We start from the raw sequence: 26,497 nt of genomic DNA on the forward strand, positions 1-26,497 counted from the left end.
ATGCTCAAAGTATCGGCACTGTACATTTATCCCGTAAAATCATTAGGTGGCATTGAGCTGCAACAGGCTGAAGTTACCGACCGGGGTTTGAAGTACGACCGCCGCTGGCTACTTGTTGACGCCGAGAATCGTTTTATGACCCAGCGCGACTTTGCACCAATGGCTCTGTTAAAAGTAGCTATTACTCCTGATGGTTTGCAGGTAACCCACACGCCCGATGCTGCTACCATAACCGTACCGTTTGAACCACAAACCGATGATAAGTTTGATGTAACCATTTGGGAAAGTGTTTGCCCGGCCATAAGGGTGAGTGATGAGGTAGATGCCTGGTTTAGCCGTATATTAAACATGCCCTGCAAACTGGTACACATGCCCGAGGATACACACCGTAAGGTTGACATCAGGTATGCCCATAGCGGCGAGATCACCACCTTTGCTGATGATTATCCATTTCTATTGATCGGCGAAGAATCACTTAACGATCTGAATAGTCGTTTGGTTGAGCCATTGCCCATGAACCGCTTTCGCCCGAATATCGTGTTCAGCGGTGGTGAACCTTATGCTGAAGATATCATCAATAAATTCACTATAAACCATATCCGTTTTCAGGGTGTAAAGCTTTGTGCCCGTTGTGTTATGACCACCATTGACCAGGAAACAGGCGTGAAAAATAAAGAGCCACTTAAAACGCTTGCCGGTTATCGCCGTAAGGGACAAAAGATATTATTCGGGCAAAACGTTATACATAAAGGTACCGGAATTATCAGTGTTGGCGATGAACTGACGAACATTAGCTTACATAATGAAGAACGTTTTTTAGTATGATAAAAGTTCGTTGAATTCACCGAAAACCCTTCTTATAGCCATTATTCTACAAAAAAGGTATTCTTTATATATAACATATATCTTATATCTTTGCAAATTGTATCTTTAAACGATGCTGTCGAAAAAAACAAAGTACGCTATTAAAGCTTTGGTTGTTCTGGGTAAAAACACAGACAAACCACCTATGCAGATCTCAAAGATCGCGGAGGAAGAACGCATACCTAAAAAATTCCTTGAACAAATACTGCTCGACCTGCGAAACGCTGGTTTTTTGTATAGTAAAAAAGGTGCCGGAGGTGGTTACAGTCTTAACAAAGACCCGAAAGACATTTACCTGGTAAGCATTATGCGTATTACCGATGGCCCTATTGCCATGGTGCCTTGCGCAAGCCTCAACTTTTACCATAAATGCGATGAATGCCACCAGGAAACTACCTGTGGTATACGTAGTGTTTTTGTTGATGTGCGCGATGCTACGCTAAAAATACTCTCAGAAACAAGCGTAGCGGATATTATAGCAAGAGAGAACACGCTCATTACCAATATATAGTATGAATTGCATAATTCATGCTATTGTAATTTTGAATTAAAGTCTATTATTTCCCTATAGAATATATATATTTGTGACATTATGAAAATTACTTATATTTATATGCAATTGATGTGCTGCTGCTGGCAAAGTGCAGATAATGGGCTATAAGTATAAAACAAGCGATATTAACGCCTCTTTTAGCCAAAAGCAAAAAGAGGCTTTTTTATAATATAACCACCAACTTTTAATTATGCAAAGCTTCAGAACAGAACTGGAGAACCCTGTAGTTGAAAAAGATATTATTGATCTTGAACGGAAGATACGTCTGTTTAGGGAAGGTAAGATACACGACGAAAAGTTCAGGAGCCTGCGCCTTGCGCGCGGTGTTTATGGCCAGCGACAGCCGGGTGTGCAAATGGTGCGCATCAAATTACCATTCGGTAAAGTTACGTTTAAGCAATTGCTTACCATTGCCGATATATCCGACGAGTATGGCAGCAGCAACCTGCATTTAACCACACGCCAGGATATTCAGATACATTATGTAAGTCTTGACCGTACGCCCGAGCTTTGGGCAAGGCTTGAGCAGGATGATATTACCCTGCGCGAAGCTTGCGGTAATACCGTTCGTAACGTAACTGCCGCCCCTACTGCCGGCATCGACCCAAAGGAACCTTTTGATGTATCGCCGTACGCGCATGCTACGTTTGAATATTTTTTGCGTAACCCTATCTGTCAGGAAATGGGTCGTAAATTCAAAATGTCGTTTTCGGCTACTGATAGCGATGAAGCATTCAGCTATATCCACGATCTGGGTTTTATACCTAAAGTAAATGCCAATGGCGAGCGTGGTTTTAAAGTACTTTTAGCCGGCGGACTTGGTGCACAGCCATTTTTGGCAAGCGCAGTTGAGGAGTTTCTGCCCGAAGATCAATTAATCCCATACATCGAGTCGGTTATCCGTGTATTCGATCGTTACGGCGAACGTAATAACCGTAATAAAGCTCGTTTAAAATACCTGGTACAAAAATTAGGATTGGATGAGGTATTGCGCTTAGCTAAAGAAGAGCGTGTTGCCAACAAGGTAAAAACTTACGCAATTAACCGCGAAGCACTTCCTCAACCTGCTCTGCCTGATACTACTGTTTATGCTGATGCGCAACCGGCTAACCCGTTGCGTTACGAGCAATGGCTGGCTACCAACGTATTTGAGCAAAAGCAGGAAGGTTTTTATGGTGTATATATCAAAGTACCGGTCGGCGATATTGATACGGCTACCGCCCGTAAATTGGTTGATGTTTTAAAGCCATTAGTTGCTGATGAATTGCGCATCACCCAAAACCAAGGGTTGCTGTTAAAATATGTACGTAAAGAAGCTTTAACGGCTTTATATAATGGTTTAACTGAGTTGGAGCTTTCGGCCCCCGGTTTTGATAGCGTTGCTGATGTAACCACCTGCCCCGGTACCGATACCTGTAACCTGGGTATATCAAACAGCATGACCATGGCTCGTGTGTTGGAGAATGTGATCTATACAGAGTATGAAGATTTCATTTATAACCGTGAGATCAAGATCAAAATAAGCGGTTGTATGAATTCATGTGGTCAGCATGGTTTAGCGCATATCGGCCTGCATGGCAGTTCACTGAAAGCGGGCACCAAGGTTTTACCATCAGTACAGGTTATGCTTGGTGGTGGTACCGTAGGTAATGGCGTTGGCCGTGTTGCGGAGCGTGTGGTTAAGGTTCCTGCAAAAAGGGCTACAAGTGTTTTACGTTCGTTACTTGATGATTATAAGACCAACTCAATAACCGACGAAACATACCACAACTATTACGATCGTCAGGGTAAGGATTATTTTTACCGCCTGTTGAAACCACTTGCAGACCTGACCAACTTAACAGAAGAAGAATTTGTTGATTGGGGCCACGAAGAAACATTTGTTACCGCCATTGGCGTAGGCGAATGTGCCGGTGTGGTTATTGATTTGGTAGCTACCCTGCTATACGAATCAGAAGAAAAGCTGGGTTGGGCTAATGATGCGTATGCCGAAAGCCGCTGGGCCGACGCTATTTATCACGCTTATAGTGTATTTGTAAGTTCAGCCAAAGCATTGTTGCTCGATAAAGGTATAAACAGCAGCACACAGGCGGGTGTTATTAAAGAGTTTGACGCGCAGTATGTTGAAACAGGCGAAATTACACTTGATTCAACCTTTACTGATTTGGTTTTGCAGATCAACAAAAATGAACCATCTGAAGAGTTTGCGACCAGCTACCTGGCACAAGCCACTCAATTTTTAAATGACAGCAAAGCGAAAAGGGAGGCTTTGGTAAAATAATGACTAACAACACACAAAATATTACTCCGCGTATCACTTTAGTTGGCGCAGGCCCGGGTGATGCCGATCTGATTACTATAAAAGGCATTAAAGCATTACAAACCGCTGATGTGGTTTTGTATGATGCTTTGGTGAACGATGAACTGCTTGACCTTGCTCCTGCCCATGTTATCAAAATATATGTAGGTAAACGTTCGGGCGATCAAACACATTCTCAGGCAAGTATCAACCAATTAATGGTTGACTATGCCTTTAACTATGGCCATGTGGTGCGCCTTAAAGGTGGCGATCCGTTTGTATTTGGTCGTGGATTTGAGGAGATCAAATTTGCCGCTCAGCATAATATTCAGGCGCAGGTAGTGCCTGGTATTTCGAGCTCTATTGGAGTGCCTGAATTGCAGCAAATACCTGTTACTCACCGTGGCTTAAGCGAAAGTTTTTGGGTAGTTACCGGTACTACTGCAAGCGGTAAAATATCATCAGACCTTATAGATGCCGCTAAAAGTAAAGCTACTGTAGTGGTATTGATGGGCATTCATAAACTGGCAGAGATAGCAGAAGTATTCAAGGCAGAAGGTAAAACTAATTTACCGGCAGCTGTAATACAAAGCGGTACAACCGCTAACGAAAAAGTGGCTATAGCTACCGTTGACACTATTGTTGACGCGGTTGCCGAAAAACAGATCACTTCACCGGCACTTATTGTGTTTGGCGAAGTAGTATCGCTACACCCCGACTTTAAACAGATCAAAGCTTTGTATGACACAACTGCCTGAAGATAATAGCGTAAAACCTGTTGAGCAAAATAAAGACAAAGGCAACCAACTGTTCCCTGTTTTTATCAAGCTTAATAAATTGCATACGGTGCTAATTGGCGCGGGTAATGTTGGTTTAGAAAAACTGACAGCCGTGTTAAAAAATAGTCCGCAGGCAAAGGTTACCGTTATTGCCAAGGCAATATTACCCGAAATACATGCACTTGCGGCTCAATATCCTGCCGTTACAGTGATCAACAAAACTTTTGCCGAGTACGATCTGGATAATGCCGACCTGGTTATTGCCGCTACTAATGATAGCGATCTGAATAACTATATCTGCCAGGCAGCGCACGATCGTAAATTGTTGGTGAACGTTGCCGACAAACCTGATCTGTGCGATTTCTATCTGAGTTCCATTGTACAAAAAGGTGATCTTAAAATAGCTATCTCAACCAACGGCAAATCGCCAACCGTAGCTAAGCGTATCAAAGAATTTCTTAATCGTGAGATACCTGACGAAATAGATGATACCTTAAAGCAGATGAACGAGTTGCGAGATTCGCTTAAAGGAGATTTTGCCTATAAAGTACGCCAACTAAATGCCGCTACGGCTGTATTGGTTGAATCGAAGAAAGCTAAACCGAGCAACAGGCTTTTTGTACGCTGGCTAATTTGGCTAACATCTATAGTTTGTATTATTATCGCCCTGATCTCGGTTTGGAACAAGGAACCTGGCTTCCAAAACTATGTAGAGAATATCGACCCGATGTTCTATTATTTCCTGGGTGCCGGTTTTGTTTTTGCTATGATTGATGGATCTATCGGAATGTCATACGGCGTAACCTCGCAGACTTTTTCTATATCTATGGGCATACCACCGGCTTCGGCAAGCATGGGTGTGCATTTATCAGAAATATTAAGTTGCGGTATAGCAGGCTGGATGCATTATCGCATGGGGAATGTAAACTGGAAATTATTTAAGCTGCTGATTATCCCAGGCATTATCGGGGCTACGACAGGCGCCTATTTGTTGTCATCATTAGAGCACTACAGCCAATACACAAAGCCTTTTGTATCTTTATATACATTGATATTAGGTTTGGTTATACTATCAAAAGCATTTAAAAGTGCCACCAAAAAATCGGCTGATAAAATAAAGAAGATTGGTTTATTAGGCTTGGGTGGTGGTTTTATAGATGCTGTAGGTGGCGGTGGTTGGGGCTCTATCGTTTTATCTTCACTGATAGCAGGAGGCAGACACCCTCGCTTTTCTTTAGGCACAGTAAAATTATCAAGGTTTTTTATAGCTATATTAAGTTCAGCAACCTTTATTTTTATGCTTAGCGGCATACAATGGAATGCTGTAGCAGGTTTAATTATTGGCAGCGCAGTAGCATCTCCCATAGCTGCTAAAATATCCAATAAAATCTCAGCAAAGGTAATCATGGTTGCCGTAGGTATCATTGTTGTGCTTGTCAGTTTTAAAAATATTTATGGTTTTATTGAAAAAATACTGAGTTAAAATGAGTGAAATAACTCAATATATAAAAAATGAAATAAGCGGACTTGAACCGGTTGAAGCACTGCGCACATTGGCAGAGCAGTTTCCTGGTGAAGTAGTTTTTTCTACAAGTTTTGGATGGGAAGATCAGGTGATCACACACATGATCTTCACTAATGATCTGCCTATAAAAGTATTTACGCTCGAAACCGGCAGAATGTTCCCTGAAACCTATTACGTTTGGAATCGCACTATGGAAATGTATGGCAAGCCTATTTTTGCCTACTACCCTAACCACGCATTGGTTGAGGCTATGGTGAACCAAAAAGGTCCGAGCAGTTTTTACGAGTCGGTTGAAAACCGTAAGGAATGCTGCGGCATCCGTAAGATAGAACCATTAAAGCGTGCCCTTGCAGGTAATAAATGCTGGGTAACCGGCATTCGCGCCGATCAATCAGCCAACCGCCAGGATATGGAAAATGTGGAATGGGATGCAGGAAATAACATCCTGAAATATCACCCTATTTACAGCTGGACACTGAATGATGTAAAAGCTTACATCAAAAAATACAACGTACCGTACAATACATTGCATGACAGGGGTTTCCCAAGCATTGGCTGCCAGCCTTGCACCCGCGCCGTACAAGAAGGCGAGGATTTTCGTGCCGGCCGCTGGTGGTGGGAAGATCAATCAAAAAAGGAATGCGGACTGCATGCAGTAAAATAATATATAACCACCAAATGAGTACTAACAACCACCTGGATTACTTAGATGAGCTTGAAGCAGAAGCAATATACATTCTGCGAGAGGTGGCCGGGCAATTTGAAAAACCCGCGCTCCTTTTTTCGGGCGGTAAGGATTCTATCACTTTGGTTCGATTGGCCGAAAAGGCTTTTCGTCCGGGTAAATTCCCTTTTCCGCTGGTACATATTGATACCGGCCACAACTTTGTTGAAACCATTGATTACCGCGACAGAATGATTGAACGCCTTGGCGAAAAATTGATCATCGGTCATGTTCAGGATTCTATTGATGAGGGTAAAGTAGTTGAGCAAAAAGGCAAAAATGCCAGCCGTAACGCGCTGCAAACAGTCACTTTATTAGATACTATAGCCAAGCACCAGTTTGATGCCTGTATTGGCGGTGCCCGCCGTGATGAAGAAAAGGCGCGCGCTAAAGAGCGTATTTTCTCGGTACGTGATGAGTTCGGTCAATGGGACCCGAAACGCCAGCGCCCAGAGTTATGGAACCTATACAATGGTAAAATACACAAAGGCGAAAATGTAAGGGTATTCCCTATCAGTAACTGGACCGAGCTTGATGTTTGGAACTACATCCGTCGCGAAAAAATAGAACTCCCTTCCATATACTTTGCGCACGAGCGCGATTGTATCACCCGCAATGGCCAGTTAATGGCGGCCTCTCCTTTCCTGAATATGGATGAGGAGGATATTGTGGAACGCCGCAATGTGCGTTTCCGCACTGTGGGCGATATGACCTGTACTGCCGCTGTTGAATCATATGCTTATCATATTGATGATATCATCAACGAGATCAGCAAGTCAAAAATAAGCGAGCGTGGTGCACGTATGGACGACAAGGTATCAGAAGCGGCCATGGAAGACCGTAAGAAAGGGGGGTATTTTTAATATGGATATTTTAAAGTTTATAACCGCGGGTAGTGTTGATGATGGTAAAAGCACCCTTATTGGCCGCCTGTTATATGATAGTGAAGCTATTTTAGCCGATCAGCTGGAGGCGCTGCATGCCTCAAACCGTAAAAACGATGACGGCACTATCGATCTGGCTATTTTAACTGATGGCCTTAAAGCCGAGCGTGAGCAGGGCATTACCATTGATGTTGCCTACAAATATTTCAATACCGATAAGCGTAAGTTTATTATAGCTGATGCGCCAGGCCATATACAATACACCCGTAACATGGTTACCGGTGCAAGCAATGCTGGTTTGGCCATTATATTGATAGATGCGCGTAAGGGTGTTATTGAGCAAACTATACGTCACTCATTCCTGGTATCATTATTAGGCATTCCCCAAGTGGTGGTTTGCGTTAATAAGATGGATATGCTCGATTATAATGAGGATGCCTATAATAAAATAGTTGAGGACTACAAAGCACTTGCCGCAAAGGTTGAGCTAAGCAATGTTAAATTCATACCAGTCAGTGCTTTAAAGGGCGATAATATTGTACACACCTCAATAAACATGCCTTGGTATAATGGCGAAAGCCTATTAAGTTATCTGGAAAGTGTCGACATAAAAGTGGATACAGCAGCCTCGCATGCACGCTTGCCAGTACAATGGGTTATTCGCCCGCAAACTGATGAATTACACGATTACCGTGGTTATGCCGGTCGTGTGGCCAGTGGTAGCTTTAGAGTGAATGATCAGGTTACTGTATTGCCATCAGGCTTTACAAGTGTTATTGCCAAAATTGAACAGTTAGATAAAGAACCGGCAGAAGCTATCACCGGCATGTCGGTAACTATACACTTGGCCGATGATATTGATGTTAGCCGTGGCGATGTATTGGTGAGCAGCGCGCAACAACCGCACGTAGCCCAGCTAATAGAGGCCGACCTTTGCTGGATGGATACCCGCCCGCTGGATACTGCACATACTTATTTAGTACAGCACAACAGCAAGGTAACCCGTTGCCGCATAAGCGAACTGTTGTACAAGGTAAACATCAACACGCTTGAAAAGCAGTACGATGAAGATTTTAAACTGAACGATATTGGTCGCATCGTTATAAAAACAGCCGATGCTTTAGCGTTTGATCCATATCAATCAAACAAAGCAAATGGCGGCGCAATTATTATTGACAGCCGTACCAATGTTACCGTGGGCGCGTTAATGCTGCGTTCAGCGGTAGATTAGTTGTATTTATAGAGATTAGAGAGCGGTGATTGAGATCAGTTTTATCTGATTTTTGATCACTGCTTTTTATGCATTGTATTTACTGATGTTTTAATTACAGCTTTAGCTTTTGTAAAAGCTTTAACAACAAAAAAAGGCTGCACCTGATTGGTGCAGCCTTTAGCTATATATGTTATGGGTTGTAGTTTATTTTACTTGTTGAAAGTAGTATACTGCTGAAGTTGGAGCAACGCGAACTAAGATCTCGCTTTTGTCGTTTTTCAGATCAACAAAGTGTTGTATGCCATCACCGGTGTTCAGTTCAATAACCTGACCTACAGTGTAAGCTTTGTAACGTGTAGCGATCTCTTTTTGAGCACGAGCTGAAATAGCTTTGTAAGCAACTTGTCTGGTTGTACCAAGGTATTCGCCATTCAGGTTGTAGAAAGCTGTCATTTTAACACCTTCTAAAGTGAACTCAGCTTTTTGAGTGCTTTCAGTTACAGTCCAGGTAACATTTTCTGCACCACGGTAATCAGTTTTAAATTGATTGATAACAGCGTAAGACACGTTAGCGTTTTTGTCGTCGTCTGCTGCTACTTTTTTATCAGCTGCGAAAGCACCTGTGGTTAATAAACCGATGATTGCTGGTATAATTAATAACTTTTTCATTGTCTTGTTGTATTAAATTTTAAATCCATAACAAATATCGAATATTAATATGAATTATGTAAACATTGAACAACTATTATGATAAATTAATAATTATATGATTTTTGTTTTAAATATTCTAAAATAATAGGCTTTAGATAGTGTATAATTTACAATATCACAAAAATTTCACACTTATGTTAGTGTACTTAGTACAATAAGTATGTCTGCAAATTGTAAAGTACCTGTTAGATTAACAGTTTTAGCAGACTGAAAATGATCAATATTGAATTTTCCTGTCAGAAATTTTGCAAAACACTAATTTTCAAGCTGTTTTATATAGTTCAAAAACATGTGTAATGCTTCTCGTTTTTTGTCAGTGAGGTTATAATCAATTTTATTCAGCAGATAATCCTCTATATCAAAGTCGTGGCGATGTGGTAATTCTTTAAATAATTGAGGCCTGTTATCTAATCCGAATTTTAGCGTCGTGTTAAATTCTTCAATAAATTCAGCAGATATAGGTTTGTTTGATATCCAGGCCGCGAAAGTAAAAGGCAGGCCTGTGAATTTTTGCCATTCTTCAGCAAGGTCATACACATACGGATATTTGTCGGCCTTACCAAATGTTCTGTCCCCTATCTGTACAAAGGCGGTATTAGCATCGGTGGATAGCGTATAATCTTCAGCGTTATCAATCAGCTCAGGTTTTACCTTCCAAAAGTTTTTTAACAGTACGCGTGCCAGGTTATTTGAACTACGCGATTGCGGATCGAGCTGTAGGTACTTTACATCGTGTATCTCACAGTTACTGAATATAAACACCGAAGCCACCGGGCCTTCGGCACCTATACAATAATCAGATACGATGTGCCATTCAGGCATGTTCAAGGTGGCGGCCACAGGTATCAGGCCAATATCGGCCTCATCGTCAATTAGTTTCTGGGCGCAATCAGCCGGTATATCTAAACTAAGATCTATTTTATTAATGAAGTCGGTATGTTGTATACCATATATAAAGGGCGTGGTGTTAGTGTAGCTAACAGCCGAAATTCTAATCTTTTTCACAAGTAGCTCAGGCCTGCTTTAAATGCAGGGCATTATTAAAGTCAACAATCTCAAATTTTTGGCCGTCAAAGGTAACTTTGTACAGCACAAGGTTTTGGTGCGGAAAGGTGTCCATCTCGGTAAGCGGGCGCTCGGTAAGCAGGCACATCAGCAACCTCATAGCGCGGCCATGCATGCAAACTAATACGTTTTTTTCATCGGGATGCGAAATGATCACTTTCAGGGCTTCCTCCTGCCTTAGCTTAACTTCGTTAGGGCTTTCGCCGCCTTCAATTTTAGCATCGAGGTTACCATCCATCCAGTTGCGCATCAAATCCAAAAAAGCCGATTTGTTTTCGGGCGTACTGGGCTGACCTTCAAGTATCCCCCATGCTAATTCGTCTAAACCGGCAAGCTTCTCGTAAGGTATGCCCAGATCAATAAACTTTTGAATACTTTGCTGGGTGCGCTTTAATTCAGATATATAGATCTTATCAAAAGGCACTTGGTTATACGCTTTAAAAAATAAAGCGGCTTGCACACGTCCTTCTTCGTTAAGATCGGTGTTCATTCCCCTGCCCTGCACAATCCCCTGCTTATTCAGATCGGTTTGCCCATGGCGGACAATGTATAGTGTTTTTTGTATCATTCTTTTTTGAGAGCTGAAAGCGATTTTTGCTTAAAGCATATAGTCCAAAGCATAAAGCTTTTCTTAGCTTGATTTTTAATACAGCTTTTTGCTTTAAGCTTTTGCCTTTCAGCTTAATTAACTACCGGTAACTTATAAAACCTTGGTTTGCTTTCTTCGGCAAATACATGGTCGTTGTAGTCGGTAACTACATTATATAATGTATCGCGCTCAATAGGATGGCGACCAACTTGTTTTATTAGTTCAACCAATTCCTTAGTACTCATGGCCGGGGTTTGTTCTTCGGCACCTGCCATTGAGTATATTTTGGTGGTATCATCAAGTGTACCATCAATATCATCAACACCAAAGTTTAATGATAGCTGCGCGGTATTCCTGCTGATCATGGCCCAGTAAGCTTTGATATGATCAAAGTTATCCAGGTAAATGCGTGCGATTGCATAATTACGCAGATCTTCGATCACGGTTGATTCCGGCACATCAGACATTTGATTATCCTGATTGCGGAATTTCAGTGGAATAAAAGTTTGGAAACCACCCGTACGATCCTGTAATTGTCGCAATTGCTCCATGTGGTCAAGTCGGTGCCAGTATTTTTCAATATGGCCATAAAGCATGGTAGCGTTTGAGCGCATGCCCAGCTTATGCCATTCTTCGTGTATCTGCAACCATTGGTCGCCGGTACATTTATCCTTAGCTATCAGGTCGCGCACCTCGGGATGGAATATCTCCGCACCACCGCCCGGCATTGATTCTAATCCGGCATCTTTCATTAATTGCATACCGGTAGCATAATCTATCTTAGCCTTTTTAAATATATAATGATATTCAACCGGGGTAAGAGCCTTAACATGCAGGTCGGGCCTGTGTTGTTTTATGCGGGTAAAAAGCTGGGTGTAAAACGGCACATCGTATTGCGGTAAAACTCCACCTACAATGTGTACTTCGGTAACGGGCTCATCATCGTATTTTTTAACGATGTCGAGCATCTCATCCATAGTATATTCCCAACCCTCGGTACGTTGTTTTATCAGGCGCGAGTACGAGCAGAATTTACAATCGTAAACACAAAGGTTTGTGGGTTCGATATGAAAGTTACGGTTAAAATAAGTTTTGTCGCCGTGTTTGGCGTTGCGTATATAATTCGCTAAAGTGCCAAGATAGCCAAGTTCAGCTTTTTCATATAACAGCACACCTTCGTCAAAGCTGATGCGTTGCAGGTTGAGTACCTTTTGTGCAATGTCTTTTAAATCAGCAGATAAGTTTGGATCATTCAGTAATACCTGTAAACTATCTGAGTTTTGCATTCAATAAAAGTTTTATCAAAGGTAGCAAAATGCAGAAAATTTACAGTGATAAGGCGGCCTTATTCCGTAAACGTGGCCGTTATTGACAATAATTTTACAGAGGCTTTATCTCCGAAATTCTAATCCCCACAAAGCAATCATCCATGCAACCCTTTGGTACATAGCCACACATGGTAATTAAGCCGTCGTTTTTGGCCTCAAAAAACACATCATTGTCCTTACTGCTTACTTTTAGCCATTCGGTACGGTATTTATCATAAACCTGATCAATAGTTAAAGCATTGGCACCACTATGGTGGCTGCCAATGCTTGCGCTACTTTCATTCCATTGTTCATATACCTCGTATTCAGGCGCAGCTCCGGTAGTATTTTGCTTTTCTCTTTCAGCAATAAAACTTCTGTTATCAGCCTTTCCGTTGATGACCGTTAAAACTGTTTTTGATTTGTAGCCAAATACCGATCCACTTGTAACCGTGTAGATATAGGAGTTATTTACAGTGCCCTTGTAACTCAACCAGGTTTTGTAGCTACGTTCGTATGCTTTGTATTGAACAGCATTCCCACCGCTATCCTTTGAGCACGATATGGCAAATAAAACAACCACTATAGTTAATGCGCTGACGATAAATTTAGGTTTCATGGTTTAAATATGGTTTAGTTATTCTTTTTGATATAAGTGGTGGTAAAGCCATCATGTACATTATCTGCTAAAACCAAAGTATCATTAACGGCCTTAGTTATAACCAGGGGCATGGCATTAGTGGTAGTGTCAGGTTTGATGATATATAGAGAGTCGGTTGAGTAGATGGTTTTGTCCCTTGTTATATCATAATGAAAATGCTGCGTTACTTCGCCATTTTTGTAATACAGCATCTCGCTGTTCTTAAATTCGATATGCAATATATAACGTGCCGTTTCGGGAGTAATGGTGATACCGGCAATGCCTCCGGTTGTTTTCTTCCAATCCCATTGGCCGCTCAGGCTCTTGATATCGATAGGTTTTTCATCCTTTGATACCTGTGTTGCTTTACATGCAAATAGAGAAACCGCTATTAAAACAGCGAATATTGCATTTTTCATTATTCAGGTTTTTTATCAATACGTACATTTACCGCCGAACGCTACAATTATTACTATGAAGATAGAAACTATTGCCATACATGCCGGCAACCATCCTGACAAAACTTCGGGTTTGGTGATACAGCCTATTACCACATCAACAACCTTTACACGTAATGCCGATGGTGAATATCCTTCAGGTCATATTTATAGCCGTTCATCAAACCCTAACCGTACATCGTTAGAGAATGTACTTACGCAAATTGAAGGTGGTGCGGATTCAGCGGCCTTTTCATCAGGCAACGCGGCGGGCATGGCCGTATTTCAATCATTACAACCCGGTACGCATATTATTTTACCTGATGATATGTATCATGGTTTGCGTAACCAGATCAAAAACCTGTTTGCCGGTATTTTAGAGTTCGATTTTATTGATGTTAATGACGATGCCGTTTTACAGCAGCACATCAAACCAAATACAGGTATCATTTGGATTGAAACACCATCAAACCCGTTGTTAAAGCTTACCGATATTAAAAAAGTAGTCGATATCGCCCATGCTAAAGGTATAAAGGTAGTATGCGATAATACCTTTGCTACACCATTGTGCCAGCAACCACTTGCCCTGGAGGCCGACCTGGTGATGCACTCAAGTACGAAATATTTTGGTGGCCACAGCGATCTAATGGGTGGCGCACTGATCACGGCCGAAAAAAGCGAATGGTGGCAAAAGATACGCCAGGTGCAGGAAATGGGCGGCGCTATCCCCTCACCTGCTGATTGCTATTATTTAGTGAGGAGTATTAAAACATTACCATACCGTGTACGCGGGCATGTAGTTAATGCTGTGCAATTGGCTGAGTTTTTAGAGAACCATAAAAACGTTGAACAGGTTATGTACCCCGGCTTAGCCTCGCACCCGCAACATCAATTAGCTTCAAAGCAAATGAATTTGTATGGCGGTATGCTATCGTTCCTGGTAGAGGGCGGGCAGCAGGAAGCGAGCAAAGTAATAAATAGTTTACAACTATTTACCCAAGCTACCAGTTTAGGTGGTGTTGAAAGCCTGATAGAGCACCGTGCCTTGGTTGAAGGCCCCGACAGCAAAACGCCTCGAAACCTTTTGCGTGTATCGGTAGGGCTGGAACATATCGATGATTTAATAGCTGATTTGCAACAGGCGCTTGATAGTATTTAAGTGTTAAAACAAATTAAATTTGGAGATGAATGTTTTTTTAGCATACATTTGCAATAATATTTGGTAGCAAATATTTAAGATCAATCCCCTCAAAAGGTTTGGTTTATAAAGAAGCGGCGAGAGAACAGGCTCAATTACCCGCTGGCAACCCTTCAGCAAATGAAGAAGGTGCCAATTCCTGCCCCGGAAGAATAACCCCGGGAAATATAAATTAACAAACGAAATGAAAAGTTTATTTAGCATTCTCAAAAACGTACTACAGTATAATCAATATGGTTTAAACCGTTGTTGCTGTATGTGCATGTGTTGCTGCTAAGCCACACCCTACACGCGTTCCGCTTAACTATGATTGCGTGTATTTCTTTCAGGATTCGATACATCCTGTGCTAAACAACAAAACATTAACCTTTTTAAAAAATCAAATCTTAAAACCATGTCTGCTACAAACCTTAAATTCGAAACATTACAACTACACGCCGGTCAGGAAGTTGATGCCACTACAGGCTCACGCGCCGTGCCATTGTATCAAACCACCTCTTACGTATTTCATAATGCCGAGCATGGCGCGAATTTATTTGCGCTAAAGGAGTTCGGTAACATATATACCCGCCTGATGAACCCTACTACCGACGTTTTTGAGAAACGTGTAGCGGCATTAGAGGGCGGTGTTGCTGCATTAGCTACCTCATCAGGTCAGGCGGCTCAGTTTTTAGCGTTAAACAATATTTTGCAAACCGGCGATAACTTTGTTACCTCACCGTTTTTGTATGGTGGTACCTACAATCAGTTCAAAGTATCGTTTAAACGCCTGGGTATTGAGGCTCGCTTCGCTAAAAATGATACTGCCGAAAGTATTGAAGCATTAATAGATGCCGGTACCAAAGCCATCTATCTGGAAACAATCGGCAATCCTGAATTTAATATTCCTGATTTTGAAAAGATAGCGGCTGTAGCCAATAAGCATGATCTGCCTTTAATAGTGGATAATACCTTTGGTGCAGCCGGTTACCTGTTTCGCCCGTTGGAGCATGGCGCACATGTGGTGGTTCAATCAGCCACTAAATGGATAGGCGGCCATGGTACCAGCATTGGGGGTGTAATTGTTGATGGCGGCAATTACAACTGGGGCAATGGTAAGTTCCCGCAGTTTACTGAACCATCCGACGGTTATCACGGTTTAGTTTTTAATAGTGTATTTGGTATTGGCGGCCCGTTCGGTAATATTCAATATATCATTCGTGCACGTGTTGAAGGCCTGCGCGATTTCGGTCCGTCGCAATCACCATTTAATTCATGGTTGCTGATTCAGGGTTTAGAAACCTTATCGTTACGTGTACAACGCCATGTAGATAACGCGCTCGAACTGGCTAAATGGCTCGAGCAGCACCCGTTGGTAGCTAAAGTAAATTATCCCGGCCTTACATCATCACCTTACCATGATCTTGCTAAAAAATATCTGCGCAATGGCTTTGGCGCTGTGTTATCATTTGAAGTAAAAGGCGACAAGGCCAATGCTTCGGCCGTGATTGATGCGCTGCAACTGGTTAGTCATTTAGCTAATGTTGGCGATGCCAAAACATTGATCATCCAACCATCGGCAACCACACACCAGCAGTTAAGTGATGCCGAGCAGATTGCCGCGGGCGTTACACCAGGTTTGTTACGGGTGGCTGTTGGCATTGAACATATTGATGATATTAAAGCTGATTTTGAACAGGCGTTAGCCAAAATTAAACAAGCAGAACCAAGCCTCGTGTAGGCTTATTGATTATAGTTTTTTTATACTGTGCTCCCGGTGCAAAACCGGGAGCGTAATAACAACAAATGAGTACTGAGATATATAGGTATACAAATAAATTTACTTTTGAATGTGGCAAGGAGTTGCAGCAACTTGAAATTGGCTTTAATACCTATGGTAAACTTAACCCCAACCGCGATAATGTAATATGGGTATGCCACGCGCTAACAGCTAATTCGGATGTTTTGGATTGGTGGAAAGGGCTTTTTGGCGCTGAGGATTTCTTTAATCCGGATGAGCATTTTATTGTGTGTGCCAATATTCTGGGTTCTCCTTATGGTACTACGCACCCCCTTGATATTGATCCTGAAACCGGCGAACCGTATTACCTTACTTTCCCTGAGATAACCATTCGTGATATGGTGCAGGCACACCGCCTGTTGGCCGAGCATTTGGGAATAGATAAAATTGATGTATTAATAGGCGGATCATTAGGCGGGCAACAGGCTATGGAATGGGCTATTGTTGAGCCTAAAAGGATAAAGAACCTGGTTCTTATCGCCACAAATGCCAAACACTCAGCATGGGGCATTGCCTTTAACGAGTCGCAACGCCTGGCTATCAGTGCCGACCCTACATTTTACGAGAATACCCCGCAAGGTGGTGCCAACGGCCTAAAGGCTGCACGCAGCATAGCCCTGCTATCATACCGTGGATATAAAACTTACAACATTACCCAGCAGGAAGACAGCGATAGCCTGACCGATGGATATAAATCCGCCAGTTATCAAAATTACCAGGGCCAAAAACTGGTTAATCGTTACAATGCCTACAGCTATTGGTATTTAAGCAAGGTGATGGATTCGCACAACGTAGGCCGCAACCGTGGCGGCGTTGATAAAGCCCTGAGCCTGATCAAGGCTAAAACTTTGGTTATCGGTATAACATCAGATGTGTTGTTCCCGATAGATGAGCAGCGTTACTTATTTCAACACATTCCTAAAGCGGCATTCGCTGAGTTCGACTCTTTTTACGGGCACGACGGATTTTTAATTGAAACAGAAGCATTAACTAATATTATCAAATCATTCCTGAAAACTGACGTTAGGGGAAAAATTATTGAATTGCAACGTATAGCATAATGAGCAAAAAACTTACTATAGGACTATTTGGATTTGGCGTAGTTGGACAAGGTTTATATGACATCATCAAAACAAAGAACCTTAACCTGGAGATCGTTAAGATCGCCATTAAAAACCCGGAGAAAAAACGTACACTACCTGCCGAGCTATTTACTACTGACAGGGATGAAATACTGAATAACCCTGAAATTAATACCGTTATCGAGTTGATCAACGAAACTGATGCCGCTTTCGAGATCGTATCTACTGCGCTAAAATCAGGAAAAAACGTGGTATCAGCCAGCAAAAAAATGATAGCCTTGTATTTGAATGAATTATTAGCTATTCAAGAGGAATACGGTACATCATTATTATATGAGGGCGCGGTTTGCGGTAGTATACCCATCATCCGTAATTTAGAGGAATATTATGATAACGAGTTGCTGCACTCTATCTGCGGTATATTCAATGGTTCATCAAACTATATACTGTCAAAAGGTTATCTGGAAAACCTTGATTACGCCAGCGCGTTAAAGCAAGCCCAGGATCTGGGTTTTGCTGAAACCGACCCGACTATGGACGTTGGTGGTTACGATGCCAAATTTAAACTGGTTATTGCCGCTGTACACGCTTACGGTGTGGTTGTTAATCCTGATGAAGTACTGAATATTGGTATACAAAATCTTTCGGCTAACGATCTGCAATACACCCGTGAGAAGAACCTGAAGATAAAGCTGGTACCCGTAGCTAAAGAGCTTGACGAAAGCCATGTAGCCTTATTCGTATTACCGAAACTGGTGAGCGAAAGTGAGTTTTTATATAATGTAGAGTACGAATATAACGGCGTTATAGTACAAGCTGCCTTTGCCGATCAGCAATTCTTTTTCGGCAAGGGAGCCGGTGGTCACCCTACGGGTGCGGCAGTATTGTCGGATGTTGCGGCCCTGCGTTACGATTACCAATACGAGTACAAAAAAACAAAGCAAAAAGGAAGCCTTACATTTACCAACAACATTGAGCTTACCGTTTACCTGCGTTATGATGATGAAAGCCTTGTAGACGAACTGGGCTTTGAACACATCTTTGAGCGCTATGTATCTGACGGGTTTAAATATGTTATCGGAAAAGTTAACTTACAAAATCTGATCGATAACCAATCCCGTATATCTGACAGTAAAGCGTTCATCGCTTTCGCCGATCAGCTAACAGGGGTCAGTTTAGCTACGGAAACTAAGCAAGAGGCCGAATTGGCATAACCAATCCGGCTGTCTGTGAAGCACAAAAGCTCCGATTAGTCGGAGCTTTTGTTTTTTATCAGCTTTTTATCAATCGCTGTATTTCATCCAGTTTCATTAATGCCTCAACCGGGGTTAGGGTATTAACGTCGAGGTTGTTCAAAGTATCCCTTATTTTAACCAGAACCGGATCGTCAATAGAGAACATTTGCATTTGTACGGCTTGCTTTTGCACCTTGCGGATGCTTTCCTTAATATGCTCCCCTCCTGTTCGTTCGGCTTCCAGTTTCTTCAATATATCGTTAGCGCGGCTTAATACCTTTGGAGGCATACCGGCCAGCTTGGCCACGTGTATACCAAAGCTATGCTCACTACCACCAGGCACCAGTTTACGCAGGAAGATGATTTGCTGGCCAACCTCTTTTACCGATACATTAAAGTTTTTAATACGATTAAATGAGTTGCTCAATTCATTCAGCTCATGGTAGTGCGTAGCAAACAAGGTTTTTGCCTTAGCCGCAGGGTGATTATGCAGATACTCGGCAATAGCCCAGGCAATAGAGATACCATCATAAGTTGATGTACCACGACCGATCTCATCTAACAGGATCAAGCTACGGTCAGATATATTGTTCAAAATGCTGGCCGTTTCGTTCATTTCCACCATAAAGGTTGATTCCCCTGATGATAGATTATCCGATGCACCTACCCTGGTGAATATCTTATCCACCAAACCTATCACCGCGTCTTTTGCCGGCACAAAACAACCCATCTGTGCCATTAGCACTATAAGGCCGGTTTGCCTTAACAATGCCGATTTACCCGCCATGTTGGGGCCGGTAATAATGATCACCTGCTGCGTTTCTGAATCGAGGTAAACATCATTGGTAATATATGACTCGCCCAAGGGCAAGGTTTTTTCAATAACCGGGTGACGGCCACCTTTAATATCTATCAGCCTGCCCTCGTTGATTATTGGCTTGGCATAGTGGTTTTTGATGGAGATGTGCGCGAAGTTCAGCAACACATCCAATCTCGCTATCAGCTGCGCGTTAAGCTGTATCGGCTTAATGTATTCGGCAAGCGAGTAAAGCAGATCGTTATATAATTGCGTTTCAAGTACCAATATCTTCTCCTCGGCACCTAAAATCTGTTCCTCATATTCCTTTAATTCAGGGGTGATGTAACGCTCGGCATTTACCAGGGTTTGTTTGCGTATCCATTCAGTAGGTACTTTATCACGATGTGCGTGTGTTACTTCCAGATAATACCCAAAAACATTATTGAACGATACCTTTAGCGATGGTATACCGGTTATCTCAGCTTCACGCTTTTGTATCTCTAACAAATAACCCTTACCACCAAAGGCTATCTTACGCAAGCGGTCAAGCTCCTCGTTGATACCCTCGTTTATTACCGAGCCTTTTATCAGGGCTACAGGAGGTTCAGGGTAAAGCTCTCTTTCTATCTTCTCGCATATATAAGCGCAAGGGTTCAACTGCGCGCCAATGGTTTGCAATGGCTGGCTGCCCGAAGCTTCACTTATCTTCTTAATTTCAGCAATGGCTTGTAATGCTTTCTTAAGCTGACATATCTCCCGGGGATTGGCCTTTTGTAAACCTATCTTTGATATTAAACGCTCCAGATCGCCTATCTGGCGCAGGTGTTGTTGCAGGTTCTCACGCAGATCTTCGTGTTCGATTAAGTGCTCAACAACGTTAAGTCTGTCGGTAATAGGCTTCAGTTCCTTTAGCGGCATTACTATCCAGCGACGCAGTAAGCGGGCGCCCATCGGCGAGCAGGTATTATCCAGCACATCAACCAGCGTATGCGCATTCTCATTAGCCGAGCCTACCAACTCAAGGTTACGAATACTAAAGCGATCGAGCCACAGGTAACGGTCCTCCTCAATACGACTAATAGCCGATATATGCTGTAGATTGCGATGCTCGGTTTCATTTAAATAATGTATGGCCACACCTGCGGCCACGATACCCAGATTTAGTTTATCAATACCAAAACCTTTAAGTGACTGTACGCCAAAGTGTTTAAGTAATGTTTCGTAAGCGTAATCACCACTGTAGGGCCATTCATCAAGCGAATAGGTATAAAAGCGGTCGCCATAAGTATCTTTAAAATCGTGCTGACGACTTTTAGGGTAGATCACCTCACTTGGCGAAAAGCTTTGTAATAATTTATCAATGTATCCGCTATTACCCTGCGCGGTCAGAAATTCGCCTGTTGAAATATCGATCAGCGCTATGCCGATCGTGTTTTTCTCAAAATAAAGTGAGGCTAAGTAATTATTACTTTTTTGCTGGAGGATGTTATCACTAATGGCAACGCCCGGGGTAACCAGTTCGGTAACGCCGCGCTTAACAATGGTTTTAGTGGTTTTGGGATCTTCCAGCTGATCACATATAGCAACACGCTGACCGGCACGCACCAGTTTTGGCAAATAAGTTTCGAGTGAGTGGTGCGGAAAACCGGCCAACTCAATATGTGTAGCCGCGCCGTTAGCACGCTTGGTAAGTACTATACCTAAAATACCAGCCGCTTTTACAGCATCCTCACCAAATGTTTCGTAAAAATCACCCACACGGAACAGCAGCAGCGCGCCCGGGTACTTTGCCTTTATGGCGTTGTACTGCTGCATTAAAGGGGTTTCTTTTGTAGTTGCTTTTGCCAAATCTATTACCTCAGTTTTTAACCCGATAAAGTTAGCTTCTTACCCCGACTTTATTACGGCTGTTGAAAAAAGGTTTTTATTAACAAGTGGCTCTGTAAAATTGGTATTCTACGGATGCAATAGGTGTTTTCACCCTTTTTATTCCCGTATAAAGTATAAGTATAATGGGTTATTGAACTCGTGTCTGATAATGTCTTTGGTTGTAATTTTACATCGTGGTAATACCTAATACCCATCACATATAGCAGTTTTCTCTCATCTACCTATAACTACTATGTAATGCTCCGCGATTTGTGCTTGAATCGCGGCGCATACATAGAGTTCACCTCCCCTCACTTGTTAATATAACACCATGTTTTGGTAAAATAGTAATGCTGTAACAAGGTAATTTAATGGCGATCAATAAATCTGTATAAATGAAACGTCCTTACTATCTGGTTGCTCCGTTATTAATACTATTATTCACTTCATTTATTAATAATGACGAATGGGTACCCCTGCTTGATGCCAAACTAAGCAAATGGGAAACCTACCTGAGCTATCGCCATAAAAATGGTTATAAAGGCGCCATGCCTTTGGATGAAAAAGGCAAACCTATTAAGCCCATTGGTTACAATAACGATAAAACCGGTGTATTCACTATTACTAAGCTTAATAACGAAACTTTGCTGCATGTTAGCGGCGAGATATATGGCTGCCTGTATACTAAACAATCCTTTAAAAACTATCACCTTAAACTAATGGTGAAATGGGGCGACAAGAAATGGGTACCCCGGTTAAACGAACCCAAAGATTCGGGTATTATCTATCATTCTAATGGCACGGCTGGTATCGACTACTGGCGATCGTGGATGCTGGGTCAGGAAATGCAGGTGATGGAGGGCGGATGTGGCGATTATTGGTGCATTGCCTCATCTGCCGGATATATCACTGCCAAAAAAACGCCTGCTAAAAAAGACACCATGGTTTATGATCCGGCAGGGATAAAAACCTTTATGGGCGCCGGTAACAATTTTGTACAGCAAAGCCACAATTACGAAAAACCCAACAATGGATGGAATACTCTCGAACTCATCTGCTTCGGCGATAAAAGTCTGCACATATTAAATGGTCATGTAGTAATGGCCTTAAGCGGTTCATCATACAAAGACGGCAACGTATATAAACCCCTAACCAGTGGCAAGCTGCAAATACAAAGCGAAGCTGCCGAGGTGTATTATAAGAGTATCTACATAAAACCTATCCAATCCCTACCTGCTGAATATCTGAGTTATTTTAAGTAGATGATAATAATTATGATTTGCATAGATAAATAATTTTCATTTACTTTGTATTTGAAAGTACTTTTTAAATATGAAATTTAATAAATGGTATTTCTTATTATTCCTGCTAATGTTTGTGGTGGAGTGCCTGATAGCTTTGTATGTTAATGATGCTATTATTCGCCCTTATGGTGGTGATTATTTGGTGGTAATGTTAGTTTACTGTTTTGCAATGGCATTCATCAACAAGCCGCCTGTAAAGGTTGCTTTGGCATCACTGCTATTTGCTTACCTGGTTGAATTTACTCAATACCTCAACCTTGCTGTACGGCTGAGGCTTGGTCATTCAAAACTGGCCATGACGGTTATGGGCTCATCATTCAACTGGATTGATATGCTGGCTTATACCCTCGGCACCATCACCATTATAATTATTGAACAACAGCGCTTAAAAAATAAAACTGTTTTAGAAGCATGAGAACATTTGTAGCTAAAACCTCGATAGTGCGTCAAATATGGGGCAATGCCGATACTGTATTATTCATATTCGCTGGTGCGGCGGCTGAGTTCGCGTTAAATAAGGCGGTAGACTGGCTTTATTATACAGGCAAGTTACCCGCCGATCCGTTAGATAGGTTGTTTTCTACTGTGGCCTACTCCCGCTCTATCATTTTCGCCAATGAGGATGTGGCATTGCAGGCCATTAATAAGATAACGGCCATACATCAGGGAGTGGAAAAAAGCCGTGGCGCGCAAATACCTGACTGGGCCTACCGCGATGTGCTTTTTATGCTGATAGATTATTCTATCCGCTCGTTTGAATTATTGGAGCGTAAACTTACCCTACATGAAAAGCAAGATGTGTTTGATGTTTTTTATCGCATGGGTCAGCAAATGGGTTTAAAGGAATTACCGGGCTGCTATTCAGAATGGTTGCTTGCAAGGCAGTATCATCTTGCTCAAAACATGAAAAAGAGTGACTTTACTGTCGACTTATACAAACAATACAAAAAGCATTTAGGCTTTCTACGTTACAATATTGTGCTCAGCGTTCAGTACGTTTTAGTGCCACGTAGGGTAAAACGTTTGTTATCTTTAAGTAACAAAGACTGGATAAAACCAGTATTGTATTTATATAAAAACTTAAGACACATTAATCTTACGGATATAATCAAGAACATGCTATTACCCATTAAATACAAGCAGCAAATAGCTCAGTTGAATGTACGGTAGTGTCTGTCATTTGTCATACTAATTAACCGGTAAACTAAAGTATCTTGTACACCGTAAATGAGTATAAACATTTTATTGTGATGAAGAAGTTAATAGCAAATACCTTAATGGTGATCATACTTATGATAGCCACTGTAAATACCCAAGCCAAACCAAAAACCGCTACCGAAAAAGCTACCTTTGGCATGGGATGCTTTTGGTGTACCGAAGCTATATTTCAGCAGCTGAAGGGGGTAAAAAAGGTAGAGTCAGGCTATTCTGGCGGTACGGTAGCTAACCCTACTTATGAGGATGTAGGTTCAGGACAAACCGGCCATGCCGAGGTGATACAGGTTACTTATGATCCGGCTGTGATCAGTTATAAAGATCTGCTTGAGGTATTCTGGAAAATGCACGATGCTACTACCCTCAACCGCCAGGGCGCTGATGTTGGTACACAATATCGTTCGGTAATATTTTACAGCAATGCTGATCAGAAAGCCTTAGCCGAGAAATACAAAAAGGAACTTAACGACCAAAACGCTTTTGGCAAACCGGTAGTCACTCAGATAGCTGCGCTTAAAAACTTTTATAAGGCTGAGGATTATCATCAAAACTATTACAAGCTGAATGGCTCAAAACCATACTGTCGTATAGTTATTAAACCTAAAATGGATAAGCTGGAAAAGATATTCAAAGAAAAGCTGAAGCAATAAAGGCCAGTCTGTCCCCTTTTGCAACACTTTTGCGCTATATATCATATATAATTTACATATTGAGTTTCATTTATATGTAATGATATGATAAACGTTAATGAATATTTTGAGGGCGCGGTAAAATCGCTGGCCTATACATCTGCCGAAGGCAAATCAACTATCGGTGTTATTGAACCCGGCGAATATGAGTTCGGTACGTCGCAACACGAAACCATGATAGTATTAGAAGGCACATTGCATGCCCTGCTACCCGGCGATAGTGAAACCTGGTTGGCTTACACAAACGGCCAATCGTTCGAGATAGAGGCTAATAAGCAATTCAAGGTCAAGGCCGATCAGCAGGTATCCTATTTATGTAAATACCGATAAATAAAAAATGCCGTTTCTGAATACGAAACGGCGTTTTTGTTGTTATGATTATTGTATCTGATATTATTCGCAATTGACCTTATCATATACAATTGTATAATCTGCTTTAGCGTCAGTAAATTGGCGGCCATCTTTTGGGTTTACCTTATAAGGTTTCTGCATCAGCTTATCTCCCGGAAAGTTAAATTCAACAGCCATAGTATCTTTGGTACCTTCCTGGTTAAAAGTCCATACGGCTTTAATTATGTTACCCTCCTGGGTACCTTCTAAAGTTCCTTTACGGGCATCTTTTTCTTTTGGGAGCCATTGCATATCGCCGGTTACCTCACTACCCTCTATGGTCAGGTGAATTTTAGTGCTATCCTGCTTTTGGGTGCCTTCGGTAAGTAAAAAACAGGCCTGGCCGGGTGCGGCAGTGGTTTGCGCTGTAGTATCATTAGCAGAGCTATCGGCTGCAATACTGTCTGCCGTTTTAGTATTCGGGTTGGAATTACATGCTGCAAACATAGCAGCTATAGCTAAAATATGGAGCGATTTGATATTCATGTTATTCGTGGTTAAATACTCTACTCATACAATCAAGTACCGCAATTTGTTCATTTTGTTGATCAACTATAATTTGACGTATGTTAGATGTTTGGCATGGTTATAGTATTGATTAATACAAATAACTAAAAGGAAATAATATTATGAAAAGAGTAAGTTTGATAGCATTAGCAGTGAGCGCCACATGTGCGTTTGGCTATGCAAAAGTTACGACAGATCAGAACAATAATATCAACCGTACACCAATAGCATATTATCAAGTTGATCAAACACAACAGGATACTGTTCCTGCTAAAAAGAAAAGTTCAGGTGGAGCTACTGATACGGCTAAAACATCGAGCCCTGGTTCAACCAGCCCGACCACTAACCCCGTAAATCCGGCTAACCCGACTGCACCGACAACGACGCCAAATACTACGCCGCCGCCGACCAGTCCGTCAAGCCCATCTACACCTCCACCAACAACCAGTCCGACTTCGCCGACCACAAGTCCTACAAGTCCGACTACACCTCCTCCTACAACCAGCCCAACGGCACCAACTACAAGTCCAACAACGTCGCCAACAGGCACGGGCACAGGTGGTGGAATGTCACCTCAGAAATAATGAGTAACCTCATTTAGTTATATTGTGAAGCGGTGTCTGCAAGTAAGCAGTCATCGCTTTTTACTACAAATAGCTATATCGGGTATGTACACATTAATTAAAAAGGGCTAAAATTTGTTAAAAATGACCTTTTGTTCATAAAAAAGATGACAAAAATGTGTTCAACTATTCTTTTGTTTGATACAAAGGTTTATGTTTGCTTTTAACAAATAACGTCAGTATAGACATTTACTTAGTAAAACAATTTAAAATCTA

General features: G+C 41.9%; 25 protein-coding genes and 1 riboswitch. Of the genes, 17 read left to right on the top strand and 8 right to left on the bottom strand.

The window, feature by feature from the left end; genetic code table 11:
• From IM792_RS04495 to IM792_RS04530, 8 genes are all read left to right on the top strand, one after another.
• On the top strand, positions 1-825 hold the full coding sequence (locus tag IM792_RS04495) for an MOSC N-terminal beta barrel domain-containing protein (RefSeq protein ID WP_194100583.1): 825 nt from the start codon (positions 1-3) through the stop codon (positions 823-825).
• Positions 826-937: 112 nt separating this feature from the next.
• Positions 938-1,375, top strand: coding sequence for an Rrf2 family transcriptional regulator (locus IM792_RS04500; protein WP_194100584.1), 438 nt, complete (start codon positions 938-940; stop codon positions 1,373-1,375).
• A gap of 232 nt (positions 1,376-1,607) precedes the next feature.
• The gene (locus IM792_RS04505; protein ID WP_194100585.1) at positions 1,608-3,698 is read left to right on the top strand and encodes a HEPN domain-containing protein; all 2,091 of its coding nucleotides are present in this window, start codon (positions 1,608-1,610) and stop codon (positions 3,696-3,698) included.
• Entirely contained in the window at positions 3,698-4,474 is a 777-nt protein-coding gene (gene cobA, locus IM792_RS04510; protein ID WP_194100586.1) for a uroporphyrinogen-III C-methyltransferase, read from the top strand. Before IM792_RS04505 ends, cobA begins: the two co-directional genes overlap by 1 nt.
• Complete coding sequence (locus IM792_RS04515; RefSeq protein WP_194100587.1) at positions 4,458-5,978, top strand: TSUP family transporter; 1,521 nt, start codon at positions 4,458-4,460, stop codon at positions 5,976-5,978. Before cobA ends, IM792_RS04515 begins: the two co-directional genes overlap by 17 nt.
• A gap of 1 nt (position 5,979) precedes the next feature.
• Positions 5,980-6,684 carry a phosphoadenylyl-sulfate reductase gene (locus IM792_RS04520; RefSeq protein WP_194100588.1) on the top strand — a complete coding sequence of 235 codons (705 nt, stop codon included), beginning with the start codon at positions 5,980-5,982 and terminating at the stop codon, positions 6,682-6,684.
• Between the two features lie 14 nt (positions 6,685-6,698).
• On the top strand, positions 6,699-7,607 hold the full coding sequence (gene cysD, locus IM792_RS04525; protein ID WP_194100589.1) for a sulfate adenylyltransferase subunit CysD: 909 nt from the start codon (positions 6,699-6,701) through the stop codon (positions 7,605-7,607).
• Position 7,608: 1 nt separating this feature from the next.
• On the top strand, positions 7,609-8,859 hold the full coding sequence (locus tag IM792_RS04530) for a GTP-binding protein (RefSeq protein WP_194100590.1): 1,251 nt from the start codon (positions 7,609-7,611) through the stop codon (positions 8,857-8,859).
• A 186-nt stretch (positions 8,860-9,045) separates the two neighbouring features.
• Here IM792_RS04530 and IM792_RS04535 read toward each other — a convergent pair whose 3' ends face one another.
• From IM792_RS04535 to IM792_RS04560, 6 genes are all read right to left on the bottom strand, one after another.
• On the bottom strand, positions 9,046-9,510 hold the full coding sequence (locus tag IM792_RS04535; protein WP_194100591.1) for a hypothetical protein: 465 nt from the start codon (positions 9,508-9,510) through the stop codon (positions 9,046-9,048).
• Between the two features lie 297 nt (positions 9,511-9,807).
• Positions 9,808-10,557: a menaquinone biosynthesis protein gene (locus tag IM792_RS04540; RefSeq protein ID WP_194100592.1), complete on the bottom strand. Its 750-nt coding sequence runs from the start codon at positions 10,555-10,557 to the stop codon at positions 9,808-9,810.
• Between the two features lie 7 nt (positions 10,558-10,564).
• A complete protein-coding gene (locus IM792_RS04545; RefSeq protein WP_194100593.1) occupies positions 10,565-11,185 on the bottom strand; it encodes a histidine phosphatase family protein in 621 nt (206 codons plus the stop codon).
• Positions 11,186-11,298: 113 nt separating this feature from the next.
• Positions 11,299-12,492, bottom strand: a complete 1,194-nt coding sequence (gene mqnE / locus IM792_RS04550; protein WP_194100594.1) for an aminofutalosine synthase MqnE — start codon at positions 12,490-12,492, stop codon at positions 11,299-11,301.
• A gap of 94 nt (positions 12,493-12,586) precedes the next feature.
• Positions 12,587-13,132 (bottom strand): hypothetical protein, encoded by a 546-nt coding sequence (locus IM792_RS04555; protein ID WP_194100595.1) that lies wholly within the window; start codon positions 13,130-13,132, stop codon positions 12,587-12,589.
• Between the two features lie 14 nt (positions 13,133-13,146).
• Positions 13,147-13,572, bottom strand: coding sequence for a hypothetical protein (locus tag IM792_RS04560; RefSeq protein WP_194100596.1), 426 nt, complete (start codon positions 13,570-13,572; stop codon positions 13,147-13,149).
• 55 nt (positions 13,573-13,627) lie between these two features.
• On the opposite strand from IM792_RS04560, the gene IM792_RS04565 reads away from it, so the two are divergent.
• The 4 genes from IM792_RS04565 to IM792_RS04580 all read left to right on the top strand — a co-directional run bounded on the left by IM792_RS04565 (position 13,628) and on the right by IM792_RS04580 (position 18,864).
• Entirely contained in the window at positions 13,628-14,749 is a 1,122-nt protein-coding gene (locus IM792_RS04565; protein WP_194100597.1) for a PLP-dependent aspartate aminotransferase family protein, read from the top strand.
• Between the two features lie 100 nt (positions 14,750-14,849).
• A riboswitch (SAM riboswitch) is annotated at positions 14,850-14,962 on the top strand.
• Between the two features lie 220 nt (positions 14,963-15,182).
• The gene (locus IM792_RS04570; RefSeq protein ID WP_194100598.1) at positions 15,183-16,508 is read left to right on the top strand and encodes an O-acetylhomoserine aminocarboxypropyltransferase/cysteine synthase; all 1,326 of its coding nucleotides are present in this window, start codon (positions 15,183-15,185) and stop codon (positions 16,506-16,508) included.
• A gap of 65 nt (positions 16,509-16,573) precedes the next feature.
• The gene (gene metX / locus IM792_RS04575) at positions 16,574-17,629 is read left to right on the top strand and encodes a homoserine O-acetyltransferase (RefSeq protein WP_194100599.1); all 1,056 of its coding nucleotides are present in this window, start codon (positions 16,574-16,576) and stop codon (positions 17,627-17,629) included.
• Positions 17,629-18,864, top strand: a complete 1,236-nt coding sequence (locus tag IM792_RS04580) for a homoserine dehydrogenase (protein ID WP_194100600.1) — start codon at positions 17,629-17,631, stop codon at positions 18,862-18,864. The genes metX and IM792_RS04580 overlap by 1 nt, the downstream gene beginning before the upstream one ends.
• A gap of 58 nt (positions 18,865-18,922) precedes the next feature.
• Here the strand turns inward: IM792_RS04580 and mutS are convergent, their stop codons facing one another.
• Positions 18,923-21,499, bottom strand: coding sequence for a DNA mismatch repair protein MutS (mutS, locus tag IM792_RS04585; protein WP_194100601.1), 2,577 nt, complete (start codon positions 21,497-21,499; stop codon positions 18,923-18,925).
• A gap of 449 nt (positions 21,500-21,948) precedes the next feature.
• On the opposite strand from mutS, the gene IM792_RS04590 reads away from it, so the two are divergent.
• The 5 genes from IM792_RS04590 (at position 21,949) to IM792_RS04610 (ending at position 25,091) form a co-directional block, all read left to right on the top strand.
• On the top strand, positions 21,949-22,815 hold the full coding sequence (locus tag IM792_RS04590) for a DUF1080 domain-containing protein (RefSeq protein WP_194100602.1): 867 nt from the start codon (positions 21,949-21,951) through the stop codon (positions 22,813-22,815).
• A gap of 70 nt (positions 22,816-22,885) precedes the next feature.
• A complete protein-coding gene (locus IM792_RS04595; RefSeq protein WP_194100603.1) occupies positions 22,886-23,272 on the top strand; it encodes a DUF2809 domain-containing protein in 387 nt (128 codons plus the stop codon).
• Positions 23,269-24,027 (top strand): oxygenase MpaB family protein, encoded by a 759-nt coding sequence (locus IM792_RS04600; RefSeq protein ID WP_194100604.1) that lies wholly within the window; start codon positions 23,269-23,271, stop codon positions 24,025-24,027. The genes IM792_RS04595 and IM792_RS04600 overlap by 4 nt, the downstream gene beginning before the upstream one ends.
• A gap of 80 nt (positions 24,028-24,107) precedes the next feature.
• Positions 24,108-24,722: a peptide-methionine (S)-S-oxide reductase MsrA gene (gene msrA / locus IM792_RS04605; RefSeq protein ID WP_194100605.1), complete on the top strand. Its 615-nt coding sequence runs from the start codon at positions 24,108-24,110 to the stop codon at positions 24,720-24,722.
• An 84-nt stretch (positions 24,723-24,806) separates the two neighbouring features.
• Positions 24,807-25,091: a pyrimidine/purine nucleoside phosphorylase gene (locus IM792_RS04610; RefSeq protein ID WP_194100606.1), complete on the top strand. Its 285-nt coding sequence runs from the start codon at positions 24,807-24,809 to the stop codon at positions 25,089-25,091.
• Positions 25,092-25,154: 63 nt separating this feature from the next.
• Here the strand turns inward: IM792_RS04610 and IM792_RS04615 are convergent, their stop codons facing one another.
• Positions 25,155-25,637 carry a hypothetical protein gene (locus IM792_RS04615; RefSeq protein WP_194100607.1) on the bottom strand — a complete coding sequence of 161 codons (483 nt, stop codon included), beginning with the start codon at positions 25,635-25,637 and terminating at the stop codon, positions 25,155-25,157.
• Positions 25,638-26,497: the final 860 nt, after the last annotated feature.

The organism is Mucilaginibacter sp. JRF, assembly GCF_015223065.1.
GTDB lineage: Bacteria > Bacteroidota > Bacteroidia > Sphingobacteriales > Sphingobacteriaceae > Mucilaginibacter.

Excerpts from the sequence above, each read along its gene's own strand:
- IM792_RS04495 (WP_194100583.1), top strand. The coding sequence starts at position 1 with ATGCTCAAAGTATCGGCACTGTACATTTATCCCGTAAAATCATTAGGT.
- IM792_RS04500 (WP_194100584.1), top strand. The coding sequence starts at position 938 with ATGCTGTCGAAAAAAACAAAGTACGCTATTAAAGCTTTGGTTGTTCTG.
- IM792_RS04505 (WP_194100585.1), top strand. The coding sequence starts at position 1,608 with ATGCAAAGCTTCAGAACAGAACTGGAGAACCCTGTAGTTGAAAAAGAT.
- cobA (WP_194100586.1), top strand. The coding sequence starts at position 3,698 with ATGACTAACAACACACAAAATATTACTCCGCGTATCACTTTAGTTGGC.
- IM792_RS04515 (WP_194100587.1), top strand. The coding sequence starts at position 4,458 with ATGACACAACTGCCTGAAGATAATAGCGTAAAACCTGTTGAGCAAAAT.
- IM792_RS04520 (WP_194100588.1), top strand. The coding sequence starts at position 5,980 with ATGAGTGAAATAACTCAATATATAAAAAATGAAATAAGCGGACTTGAA.
- cysD (WP_194100589.1), top strand. The coding sequence starts at position 6,699 with ATGAGTACTAACAACCACCTGGATTACTTAGATGAGCTTGAAGCAGAA.
- IM792_RS04530 (WP_194100590.1), top strand. The coding sequence starts at position 7,609 with ATGGATATTTTAAAGTTTATAACCGCGGGTAGTGTTGATGATGGTAAA.
- IM792_RS04535 (WP_194100591.1), bottom strand. The coding sequence starts at position 9,510 with ATGAAAAAGTTATTAATTATACCAGCAATCATCGGTTTATTAACCACA.
- IM792_RS04545 (WP_194100593.1), bottom strand. The coding sequence starts at position 11,185 with ATGATACAAAAAACACTATACATTGTCCGCCATGGGCAAACCGATCTG.
- mqnE (WP_194100594.1), bottom strand. The coding sequence starts at position 12,492 with ATGCAAAACTCAGATAGTTTACAGGTATTACTGAATGATCCAAACTTA.
- IM792_RS04555 (WP_194100595.1), bottom strand. The coding sequence starts at position 13,132 with ATGAAACCTAAATTTATCGTCAGCGCATTAACTATAGTGGTTGTTTTA.
- IM792_RS04560 (WP_194100596.1), bottom strand. The coding sequence starts at position 13,572 with ATGAAAAATGCAATATTCGCTGTTTTAATAGCGGTTTCTCTATTTGCA.
- IM792_RS04565 (WP_194100597.1), top strand. The coding sequence starts at position 13,628 with ATGAAGATAGAAACTATTGCCATACATGCCGGCAACCATCCTGACAAA.
- IM792_RS04570 (WP_194100598.1), top strand. The coding sequence starts at position 15,183 with ATGTCTGCTACAAACCTTAAATTCGAAACATTACAACTACACGCCGGT.
- metX (WP_194100599.1), top strand. The coding sequence starts at position 16,574 with ATGAGTACTGAGATATATAGGTATACAAATAAATTTACTTTTGAATGT.
- IM792_RS04580 (WP_194100600.1), top strand. The coding sequence starts at position 17,629 with ATGAGCAAAAAACTTACTATAGGACTATTTGGATTTGGCGTAGTTGGA.
- mutS (WP_194100601.1), bottom strand. The coding sequence starts at position 21,499 with ATGCAGCAGTACAACGCCATAAAGGCAAAGTACCCGGGCGCGCTGCTG.
- IM792_RS04590 (WP_194100602.1), top strand. The coding sequence starts at position 21,949 with ATGAAACGTCCTTACTATCTGGTTGCTCCGTTATTAATACTATTATTC.
- IM792_RS04595 (WP_194100603.1), top strand. The coding sequence starts at position 22,886 with ATGAAATTTAATAAATGGTATTTCTTATTATTCCTGCTAATGTTTGTG.
- IM792_RS04600 (WP_194100604.1), top strand. The coding sequence starts at position 23,269 with ATGAGAACATTTGTAGCTAAAACCTCGATAGTGCGTCAAATATGGGGC.
- msrA (WP_194100605.1), top strand. The coding sequence starts at position 24,108 with ATGAAGAAGTTAATAGCAAATACCTTAATGGTGATCATACTTATGATA.
- IM792_RS04610 (WP_194100606.1), top strand. The coding sequence starts at position 24,807 with ATGATAAACGTTAATGAATATTTTGAGGGCGCGGTAAAATCGCTGGCC.
- IM792_RS04615 (WP_194100607.1), bottom strand. The coding sequence starts at position 25,637 with ATGAATATCAAATCGCTCCATATTTTAGCTATAGCTGCTATGTTTGCA.